Source organism: Saezia sanguinis (assembly GCF_963921665.1).
Classification (GTDB): domain Bacteria; phylum Pseudomonadota; class Gammaproteobacteria; order Burkholderiales; family Burkholderiaceae_C; genus Saezia; species Saezia sanguinis.
In genome coordinates this window covers 116,641-127,866 of sequence record NZ_CAWUGC010000005.1, presented here as the reverse complement: position 1 = coordinate 127,866, position 11,226 = coordinate 116,641, and the positions used below count along the sequence as shown (strand labels likewise).

Below are 11,226 nucleotides of genomic sequence, written 5' to 3'. Positions count from 1 at the left end.
TTAATTTTTAAAGATACGTTTCTGCTTAACCGATTAAAAAGCCCCCTCACTTTTCATCAGGGAGCCTTCCTCTCATCACGCCTTGCAGCTGCGCTGTAATTCAGCGAAGACATGAACTATAGCACCCCTTATTTAACTTTGTCAAGCGAGTCATGAATTCACACTAAATAATTTAGCCGCATAGATCCCATCGTTCGATTTTGTAGATGCCCGCATCACATTCACCGCCCCTATGCTCACGCAATGTTTTCAACCAGTTACGCCTCGCCATGCCACCTCTTTGATCTGCCATGCCCATATAAAATACGGTACTTTGACACCCTTAGTTTGCGGGCGCTTATAAACGGACAACTTTCTGTACCGTTGCTTTTATCCTCAAGGTCATCTTTTTGTTCCAGACTATTCCTTTTTGTGCTATTTTCACTCTGTTGATATGGATACCCTCCGTTGTAGCTCTTTTTGAATCTGTGTAATGACTGTACCTATAGCTCAATACACGTTGATCTCTTTAGCACGACTTTCCTTTACAGAAAAAATCAAAGGCAACCTATGAAACCAGAAACTCTCGCCGTCCACGCCGGCTATAAACCTGAGCCAACAACACATGCTGTTGCAGTTCCTATCTACCAGACCACATCTTATGCATTTGACAGCACGCAGCATGGCGCAGATCTGTTTGATCTGAAAGTGCCTGGCAATATTTACACCCGCATTACCAACCCAACGAATGCGGTTCTGGAAGAACGCGTCGCAGCGCTGGAAGGCGGCATCGCCGGGCTTGCCGTTGCATCCGGCATGGCAGCAATTACCTATGCCATTCAAACCATCGCCCGCGCTGGAGACAACATTGTCTCCATTGCCCGTTTGTATGGAGGCACATATAACCTGCTGGCTCACAATCTGCCTCAGTTTGGCGTCACAACGCATTTTGCACCTCATGATGATCTGGCTGCGCTGGAAAAAATGATTGATGCACGCACCAAAGCCATTTTTTGTGAAAGTGTGGGCAACCCGGCGGGAAATCTGGTCGATATTGCTGCGCTGGCAGATATCGCTCACAGACATGGTATTCCGCTGATTGTAGATAACACGGTTCCATCGCCTACTTTGTGCAGACCTTTTGAACACGGCGCCGACATCGTAATCCATGCTTTAACCAAATATATCGGCGGCCATGGTTCAAGCCTGGGGGGTATGGTGATTGATTCAGGAAAATTCCCGTGGTCAAAATACCCCGACCGCTATCCAATGCTGAATGAACCTGATCCTTCTTACCATGGCGTCATTTATACCAAAGAATTTGGTGCTGCCGCATTTGTTGCACGTTGCCGTGTGATTCCGTTGCGCAACATGGGCGCGGCTTTATCGCCTTTTAATGCTTTCCTGATTTTGCAGGGCGTTGAAACACTTGCTTTGCGTATGCAAAAGCACTGTGAAAATGCGTTGAAAGTTGCACAATATCTGGAAAAACATCCGCAGGTGAGCTGGGTTAATTTTGCCGGCTTACCAAACCATCCCGAATACGCCCTTGCGCAAAAGTATATGGATGGCGGCATTCCTTCTTCCATCCTGTCTTTTGGCATCAAGGGCGGCAAAGAAGCCGGTGCAAAATTCATCGATGCACTCAAGCTGCTGATCCGCCTGGTCAATATTGGCGATACCCGTTCACTGGCCTGCCATCCGGCAACAACCACACACCGCCAGTTAAATGAACAGGAGCTGAAAAAGGCAGGGGTCAGCCAGGATCTGATTCGCCTGTCTATCGGCATTGAACATATTGACGACATTCTGGCCGACCTGGAGCAGGCACTGGCGGCTGCAAAATAAAGATAAAAAGAGCCTGATTCCTCAGGCTCTTTTTTATACCACTGCAACAATCAGGCCCCGAATATGGGCAGCATCAAATACAGCTTGATGACAATGGCATTCACAATATCAATGAAAAATGCCCCCACCAGTGGCACCACAATAAAAGCAATATGGGACGGGCCAAACCGTTCTGTCACGGCCTGCATATTGGCAATTGCCGTAGGTGTTGCCCCCAGCCCAAAGCCGCAATGCCCAGCAGCTAAAACAGCAGCATCATAGTTGCGGCCCATGACCCGGAATGTGACAAAGCCCGCATAAAGCGCCATGATCAACGTCTGCACCGACAGAATAACGACCATGGGAATTGCCAGTGATGCCAGCTCCCACAGCTTCAGACTCATCAACGCCATCGCCAGAAAGAGCGATAAGCAGACATTGCCCAAAATAGACACCGATCGCTCCACAATCTGAAAGTTGCTGACGCGCGGCAAAATATTACAAATAACAACACCGACAAACAGCACACAGACAAAAGTCGGCAACTCAAAAGCTGTTCCCTTCAATGCCAGAGCAATATACTGACCTGCGCTCAAGCAAATGGCCAGCATGGCAATGGTTTCAATTAATGCTGCCGAATTGATGGAGCGTTTGATCTGGGGCTTTTCAAAACCTGTGGTGTTTTCCGGGTTGTCTTTTTCGTTGTCAGGGTTCTCTGGATGTTCTGCAATTTTATTTCTCTTAATCAAAAATCGCGCTACCGGTCCGCCAATAATGCCGCCCAACACCAACCCGAACGTGGCGCAGGCCATCGCAACTTCCAGCGCATTTTGAAAGCCGTATTTTGTTGCAAATGTTTCACTCCATGCCGCCCCCGTACCATGCCCGCCAGACAGCGTGATCGAGCCAGCAAGCAGCCCCATGAGCGGGTCAATTCCTAACACTGTGGCCAGCCCAACGCCCACCGCATTCTGAATCAGCAACAGCCCGACCACCACCACCAGAAAAACAGCGATCATTCTGCCGCCGGCTTTCAATTGAACGATATTTGCATTCAGACCAACGCTGGCAAAAAACAATAACATCAGCGGATCTTTGAGAGACATATCAAACATGACCTGCCAGTCAAATGCCTGTTTGATAATCAAAAGCAAAACCGCAACCAGCAACCCTCCGGCAACCGGCCCGGGAATGGTATAGCGGTTCAGCACCGGTACCTTGTTCACCATATACTGCCCGATCAGCAGCACCAGGCTCGTAATGACAAGTGTGTTGTAAATATCAATAGAAAAAACCAAGCTTTTCCCCTTCTTATAGTTATACAGCCGTTCCCGCAGATCACGGCTTCAGTTCATTGCATCAACGCATCTCAATGCAGCCGCATCTTTTAACTGAAACACAAACGGCTACAGATCATTCAAAAAGGGCATATTATAAATTTCGTATGCCGATCTACCCATGTCTTTGTCGCAATCCATGAAAATGAAAAGCAAAATATCAAATGCAGCCGTTGTTTGCACAAGAAAAAAGCAAACGCCATGGGTTTGCTTTCTGCATTTTCTGAAACGCCACCTCAGATCAGCGTGATTCCCTGGCTGAACAAAATGCGCTTAACCGAAGAATAAGCAGAAACTGGCGTATACGCGCCGGTAACGCCTCCGGTGGATACGCTGAGTACCTCTATTTTAAACTGACAGCCATCCGCTTTGATCTCTATCGTATGCATATTCCCCGGCGCTTGAGGGTCTGAAACAATCCGGGAGGTTGTCCTGTCAAACCCAAGGCCGGCCAATGCCGCCCCGGCGTGTACATTAACATTGCGCGGGTACAGCTTGCAGGCTTCACGCGTTGCGCCTTCAAACACGACGGTTCTACTGGTGTCTGTACGCCCCAGGCTTTTAGGTGATTTTGTGGTGGTAATTGTCACTTCCTGCAACACTTTTTTACCATCCACAATGCCGTTATAACCCAGAACTGCTCCATGTGGAATATAAAGCTTGCGGCTGGTTTTCTGACAAAGCTCCTGAATACTTTTTAGAAAACTTTCATCTGCAAATGCAGTAGAAGAAAATACCGCCATATCGGCATATTTCAAAACAACCGGCGCCAGCGCTGTCACGGCCTGCGATGTTGCAGCCTCAATCACCAGATCCACGCCCTGTTTGCACTTCTCTTCAACCTCTTTTTCAGAAGTGATGACCAGCCCGGCACAGTCACCCTCCTCTAATTTTGTCTTCTTATATATGAAGACAAATTCCACACCATCTTTTTTCAGGTTGTCATAAATATACTTGCCAATGGTGCCAAAACCAATGAGGCCTACTTTTTTCATCCAGATCTCTTTCTGCAGATTATTAAAAACCCATGCAGAATTTTATAGAGATTCGCACTGCCCTTAAATGCTTAGACAGGGATACCATCGCTGCAATTCTGGCTATTGCTCCTTGTCGTTTTGCAAAGACTCGCGTGGTGGTGCAGGAGCCAAATACCCCACCACAACGCACAGCAGACCGTATGCAATGAATGAGGTAATGCCCAATACATTACCCAGGTTCTGCCGGTCAATCAGAATAAGTTTGGCCAGTACCACCCCCATCAATATGGCGCCAACCCACCACAACTCACGCAGGCCACGGCGCGAACCACGTATCCACGCCAACACACCCAGAACACTCCACACCACACTCAAACCCGTTTGTGCCAGGGTGCTGTGCATCAGCGCGCCATCCCACGGTATGCCGCCCCAGTGGTGCACACCACGCAGCACCATGGTGCTGGCAAGCGCAAAAAGCATGGCAGAATACACCAAAACCTGGGTAGTACCTGAAAACCGTTGTGCCGATTTATCCGTACGCAGCCAGAAGATCAGCATCCCTGCAAAACACAACTGCATGGCATCCAGCGGATTGAGCACCGGCAACCATATAAACGGTTCGGTTTGTGCAGGCAGGAACAAAGCATACAGCCACCACAAAACCCCGACATAAAACAACGCTCCCTGTAAAACCTGGCGACTCGCATCAAACGCCACGCCTAAAGGTAAGCGTACACGTTCCCATAACCATAAAGTTGCGCCTGCCAGCAGCAGCCAAGGTACAACAATGGCTGCATGCTGCCACCCTGCCCCCAGTCCCCAAGAAACACTCCACCACTGCATGACCAGCCCCAGAACCAGCATCCAAACCGGCCACCAAATCAACTGTGCTGCTTTTGCCGGCCACTGAATACTTTTTTGACGCAAACACAATAAAGCACGCCAGCCGAAAATACCGTAACACAGCCAGCCCAGCCAACCACCATCTGCAAACGGATTGCCGCCTCCACTGCTTTGCAACAGTGCCAATGGCACGGCCAGCCCGATGCCTGCCATTGCGGTAACCCCCAGCAACAGTGCCGGGCGGACACGGTGCACCTCTGCCGCCAGCCACCCTGTCAAAGCAACCAGCACCAGCACAAAGCTGAGCACATAGAGTTCAGGAACCAGGCGATCTATCTGATACAGCCCGGCAACCAGCCAGCACAACATCCCCCACACATAAAACATGATGCCGGCCTGTCGCTCACGCACATCCTTATTCTCTGCACAAGTGTGATAACACCATGCGCTGCCCAGCCCGGCAAATGCCAGTAACAGCATATTGATAAATACCGGCGTCAAAATGGCGTCGCTGGGTTCAATCGGTTTCAACAGGCTCAAACCAAATGCAATTGCCGCCAGCAGTTGCAAGCCAATACCCGCATTCTGCAGTGACATCTGTTTTTTATACACGCCCCGCCAGACCATCACGCCACCCAGCACGCTCCACACCATGCTCAAATAAGTCTGCGCCTGCTGGTAGGCAAAAATCTCCTCTCCCCAAGGAACCCCGGCCCAATGATGCACTGCACGCAATGTCATCACGCTGGTCAGCAGAAAACCGGCCACAGCAAAAAGCATATTCTGCTGTAGCGGCAACAGCCATGTCTGCGTATTCTGTTTTTTCAGCCAGTACCATAACAAACCAACAAACAGCAGTTGCAACAATTCGATTGGATTAAGAACAGGCAGCCAGATAAACGGCGTACTGTCGGCAGGTTGCATCAGAACAAACAGCCACCATAAACCCGCTGCAGCAAACAGCAAGCCCTGCAATTGATCCCGGCACGCATCAAACCGCACGCCCAAAGGCTGCCTGACAATGCCCCAGAACCACAATGTCATCACAATCAGCGTCACCCAAGGCAAAATCTGAACCGCCCAGATCCAGTCTGCGGCAACAGCAGACTGAACGCCCCACCATTTCAATGCAAGCGTCAGCATCAATGCCCAGGTAGGCCACCAAAGCAACTGCACCTTCTCTACCAGTTGAGTCCCGTCCTGTCGCAAACAATAAATACTGCGCCCGCCCAATACAGCATAAACGGCCCATGCCAGCCAGCCATAACCGGTTAAAGGCGTTCCATATGTGTGCGTTTGCATCAGGCAGAACACCACCACCAGAACAAACCCGGCCATTGTCGTTACCGGCAGCAACAGCATTTTGCATTTTCGCCTTGCTTCTGCCGCCAGCCACGCGGTCAACACCGCAAACATCAACCCGGCATGTAACGACTGCGTAACATCGACAACATACTTAATCTGCCACCAGCCGGCAACACACCACCATAACAGCCCCCAGAGATATAACAGCAAAGTTTTATCACGGCTGTACTTATCTTTCTCGCCCAAACGACCGCATGCATTGGCCCAATAAACCCAGGTGCAAAACAGCCCGGCAGCCGCAAGCATCAGCAAGGTCACAAAAGTCGGGTTCACGACCGCCAACCCAGCGGCATTTTGCATGAAATAACTTTCCATGCTGTAAACCAAAGTTCCCGCAGCCAGCACCTGCAACGCCAGCCCGCTGTATTGTGTTATCCGGCGCGCCTGCCGTATGCCCCACCATACCAGGGCTGCGCCCTCCAGTGCATAAATGCAACTGGTCTGCTGCGCAGAAAACGCCAGTGGCACAGCTAAAGTCATGAAGCCTGCGGCCAGTGCGATATATGCCGGAACCAGCTCTTTAAATGCTTTGCCAGAGGCAAGAAACCTTGCTAGCACCGCATATAACATGCCCAGCCCAAAAGCATTTGCCGCCAGCACGTAGCGGGGAAAATCCTGCAACAGAACAGACTGCAAAGAAAATGCCACCAAGGGTGTACCAAACACCAACGCAGCATCGACCATATCGCGTTTGTTGCCTACAAAACTGCGCGCATAAAGTATTGGTATCGCCAAATAGAATGCAAAGAACAGCAGCAAAAACGGCTCTGTTGAGGCAAATTTTTCTGGTGCATATTGCAATGCTCCCCAGAAAGTACCGATACCAAAAGTAAACGCAAACCCGAGCAGATTCAGCATACGCCAGGAACGCCACCAGGCCATGCCGAAAATACCTGCATTCAAAATGGCATAGTACGAAAACAAGGCCACATGGTTATTACTGCCGGTAGATAACCAGATAGGAGACAGGAAGCCTGCCAGTATGGCAAACACGGCCAGAATGCGGGCATCCTGCATGACGGCCAGCAAGCCGGTACCGACAACCAATGCCGTGGTCAGGCCAAAGGCCAGCGAGGCCGGTAAAAACCCATAGAGCTTAAATGCCGCAAACACCGTCAACAGCAAAATACCAATCGCGCCGCCCTGCAGACTGAGCGAGAAAGTCCGCTGCCGTTCGCGCTGGCGCCATGCAAACCCAAGCGCGCCCAGCGCCAAGCCGGCAATACCCAGCAGCCGGAACTCCATCGGGAAGCTGAGCCAGCCCTGATCCGTCACATACTTCAGTAAAGCCGCCACACCGGCAAACAATACCAGCACACCAATTTTGACCGGCACATTGCCGGTTGTGAACCATTCCACCAGTTTGTTAACCGCTTTTGCTCCTAAAGAAGGCCTTTCTTTTGCCCTGTCACGGGCAGTAGGTGGCTGTGGATAGAGTCTTTCCTCCTGATTTTCAGGCAGATCTTGCATCCAGATACCTGCAGGAGCCTCTTGCACAACCTGTTCAGGCAACGCTTGTTTTTCTCCAGCTGGGTCTGGGCTTTCACCCACATCGGATCGCCCGGTATCCGTCTGCACGGCAGAAACCGGGGTAGCAAATTCCGGGGACAAAGGCAGGTCATTGCCTGTAGCCATATCCTCTGGAGACACGGCCACGTTTTCGGGCTCTGTGTTTATCGGTTGAATGACAAATGACGCTGTCTCCGGTTTGAGCTCAGCCATGCTGGCTGGCGACAATGCTTCTTTCGCCGTGTCTTGGGCAGCATTTTCAGCAGGTACGGTCCAGTGTATGCCCTCTGGCCACTCAACAGAACCTGCAAAAGGCTCTGCCCGCAGGGGCGTTAACGTCTGCTCTGGGCGCTCTTCTGGTGTTATTGCATCTGTAAGTGGCGATGCAGCATGCACTGCATTAACAGAAACACCAGCCGTGTCGAACCGCTCCGCCTCATCCTGCTCTTTCTGCTTTTCCTGTGCCGTTTGCGCTTCTTCAGTCCACCGTGCCCGCTCATGCACCAAAGATGCTATCGCCGTCTGCAAAGACTCAATGTCTGCCTCCAGCTTCTGTACACGGTATTTCAAATTGGAGACACTGACAATACTGATAATGGCCAGAACCGGGGGCACCAGCACAACCAGTACGGCAATAAAAATCAGTGTTTCCATAATTCGGATGCTCCTTGAACAACGCTGTCTGTGCTTTTTCTATTTTTCCGTTTTTATCCCAATGCCATCAGTTCTGCGTCGCTTTTTTGCAGTGGCTTATAAAACAATACTTTCAGTACCGGCAGATCATACCATTGACAAACCGGTTTTCTGTTTTTTCTTTTCATGTATGCTTTGACAATACCCCCAATAAAAACGCCTGCAATCAGCAGGCGCTATATGCATGACATTCAATGTCATTTTCCATGATCATCTGACAACACATTGTGCGCTGCCAGAATACGCTAGGTTTGATCTTTTACCGTCATTCCTCAAAATCCTGTGGTGCCCCATAAACAATACGCAAAGCCCACTTGATAGCCTGCGATATGAGGAAAAGAATAAAAACGATGATAGAAAAGGTCAGCAGCGGGATCAGAAAAAAACTCAATGCATCTCTTGCTTTGCTGATAGTCAATACAACTGGCGGCAGAAAAATAAGCACCCCGGCAAGGATACGTATCCATATGATACGAATGGCATCTACCAACACTTTCTTGCACATCCACACTGCGGCCCCCAGGAAAATGATCATCAGTATCAATCCCGTCACACCACTACCTGGCATTGAACGTTGGAACAAATACGCAAGTGCACTGAAAATGAAGTTGATCAGAGAAAAGATAATGACAATTAATGCATAACTTAGAAACAGTTTACCCGGCTGTACCCGCTGCATATATTGGGGCAAGCTGCTGTCTGTAAATGCGTAAATAAGCGCCACGGCGGCAATCAACGTCACGACATACACGCAAAGCATCCAAAACAATGTTGCTGGTGTAAAGGTGAGATTTCCACGATATAAACCATACATGAAATTCAGCGCAAACAGATAGACTGTGACCATAAATGCGATCCCCGCGCCATAAGACAATACAAATGACCATTTGGTCACTTGGCTGGCGCGTCTTCGCTCACTTTCAGAAGGGTAAGGATTTTCAATGCTGCCGCGCAATTTTTTCATGAGCGAAAACGAGCACCACCATACACCATACATCACGGCCATAAAAATCAAAGGAAAAATAGTCCTTATCAATATTATTTCGATCATGACGCTGTTTCTGCCCGCAGATAACATCCAATATGCAGGATTGAAAAACGGTATATACATCAGAACGTAGTTCAGCGTGAACATCAATATATACAAAATAAACACCACAAATAAAGTCCAGCCCCAATCAGCAGCGCGGGAAAGCTGGTTCAAACCAGAACTCTCCATCCAAGGCAAAAACTGAGAGAAAACAAGCGGCATGAAAAACAGCATTACCAAGACCGCCAGAAAGAAACCCTGCCCAATGCCAAACATCTGAAAATAGTCGCCCCATGCTCCCAGAAACAAAAGATGTACCCCTGCAAAGCACAGGCACAAAAAAGCAGCGACGCTTGTGATTTTGATAAGGTCTCTGATAGGAAGTGTTTGATCTGTTTGATAATGATCTTGTATATTGATATTCATTTTGTCTCGGCTATTCAACATTATTAAAATTAGTGGGCATTGTAAGTGACATTTTGATAATCAAAAAAATAAAAAGCGCCTGCATACTGCAGGCGCTTTGCATGGTAAGCCTAAAAATTATTTTTTCATCATGACACGGGCCATTTCCAGGCATTTGCATGAATAACCCCATTCATTGTCATACCAGGCAACCACCTTGATAAAGGTATCGTCCAGCGCAATACCGGCCCCGGCATCAAATACCGAAGTATTTTCTTCACCACGAAAATCGGTAGACACCACTTTTTCTTCGGTATAGCCCAAAATTCCCTTGAGCTTACCTTCGCTTTGCGCTTTCATTTCTGCGCAGATTTCTGCATAGGTTGCAGGCTTTTCAAGCTCTACAGTCAGATCAACCGCCGATACATCCGACGTCGGCACCCGCATGGACATACCCGTGAGTTTTTTATTCAACGCCGGAATCACCTTACCCACTGCTTTGGCTGCACCTGTGCTGGAAGGAATGATATTTTCCAGAATACCGCGCCCGCCGCGCCAGTCTTTTTTCGATGCGCCATCCACGGTGTTTTGTGTGGCGGTGGCTGCATGTATGGTCGTCATCAGCCCGCGCTTGATACCCCATTTATCATTCAGCACCTTGGCAACAGGAGCCAGACAGTTGGTGGTGCAACTGGCATTGGAAATAATCGTTTCACCTTTATAGGCACCATCATTGACGCCATATACAAACATGGGCGTATCATCTTTGGAGGGGCCTGTCATCAATACCTTCTTGGCGCCCACATCCAGATGTTTCTGCGCGCCTTCCTTGGTCAGGAAAACACCGGTGGCTTCAATCACCACGTCTACGCCATATTTGCCCCAATCCAGTTTGGACGGGTCGCGCTCCATGCTCAAATGAATGCGTTTCCCATCCACCAGCAGCGTATTGCCATCCACCTGCACATCGTGATTAAAACGCCCATGCACTGAATCACGCTGCAGCAGATACGCCGTATAGTCCGGGTCTGTTGTTCCATTGATGGCGACAACCTCCATATCCGGAAATTGTTCAATTGCTGCGCGTACAACCAGTTTACCAATGCGTCCAAAACCATTAATGCCAAGTTTGATTGTCATGTCCGTTCCTCAAAACTCAAAATAATCTGACTCTGTCAAAGAGAACCTACCCTCTGAAACCGGCGTCCGCACGGCCCATGGCGATGTTTCGCGTTGGTGCCTGCTGCTTGCGGATGCTCCC

At 49.4% G+C, this 11,226-nt stretch carries 6 protein-coding genes; 1 reads left to right on the top strand and 5 read right to left on the bottom strand.

Annotation, left to right across the window (positions count from 1 at the left end):
• Positions 1-549: 549 nt before the first annotated feature.
• On the top strand, positions 550-1,827 hold the full coding sequence (locus AACY98_RS04545; RefSeq protein ID WP_126981055.1) for a bifunctional O-acetylhomoserine aminocarboxypropyltransferase/cysteine synthase: 1,278 nt from the start codon (positions 550-552) through the stop codon (positions 1,825-1,827).
• A 50-nt stretch (positions 1,828-1,877) separates the two neighbouring features.
• Here the strand turns inward: AACY98_RS04545 and gltS are convergent, their stop codons facing one another.
• From gltS to gap, 5 genes are all read right to left on the bottom strand, one after another.
• Positions 1,878-3,104 carry a sodium/glutamate symporter gene (gene gltS / locus AACY98_RS04540; protein WP_339802134.1) on the bottom strand — a complete coding sequence of 409 codons (1,227 nt, stop codon included), beginning with the start codon at positions 3,102-3,104 and terminating at the stop codon, positions 1,878-1,880.
• Between the two features lie 275 nt (positions 3,105-3,379).
• The gene (locus AACY98_RS04535) at positions 3,380-4,138 is read right to left on the bottom strand and encodes an aspartate dehydrogenase domain-containing protein (protein WP_339802131.1); all 759 of its coding nucleotides are present in this window, start codon (positions 4,136-4,138) and stop codon (positions 3,380-3,382) included.
• Positions 4,139-4,240: 102 nt separating this feature from the next.
• Positions 4,241-8,491, bottom strand: coding sequence for a DUF2339 domain-containing protein (locus tag AACY98_RS04530; protein WP_339802128.1), 4,251 nt, complete (start codon positions 8,489-8,491; stop codon positions 4,241-4,243).
• Positions 8,492-8,795: 304 nt separating this feature from the next.
• Entirely contained in the window at positions 8,796-9,986 is a 1,191-nt protein-coding gene (locus AACY98_RS04525) for a hypothetical protein (RefSeq protein ID WP_339802126.1), read from the bottom strand.
• A gap of 117 nt (positions 9,987-10,103) precedes the next feature.
• Entirely contained in the window at positions 10,104-11,105 is a 1,002-nt protein-coding gene (gap, locus tag AACY98_RS04520; protein ID WP_339802123.1) for a type I glyceraldehyde-3-phosphate dehydrogenase, read from the bottom strand.
• Positions 11,106-11,226 lie beyond the last annotated feature (121 nt).

Coding starts and splice junctions, on each gene's coding strand:
- AACY98_RS04545 (WP_126981055.1), top strand. CDS start 550: ATGAAACCAGAAACTCTCGCCGTCCACGCCGGCTATAAACCTGAGCCA.
- AACY98_RS04535 (WP_339802131.1), bottom strand. CDS start 4,138: ATGAAAAAAGTAGGCCTCATTGGTTTTGGCACCATTGGCAAGTATATT.
- AACY98_RS04530 (WP_339802128.1), bottom strand. CDS start 8,491: ATGGAAACACTGATTTTTATTGCCGTACTGGTTGTGCTGGTGCCCCCG.
- AACY98_RS04525 (WP_339802126.1), bottom strand. CDS start 9,986: ATGAATATCAATATACAAGATCATTATCAAACAGATCAAACACTTCCT.
- gap (WP_339802123.1), bottom strand. CDS start 11,105: ATGACAATCAAACTTGGCATTAATGGTTTTGGACGCATTGGTAAACTG.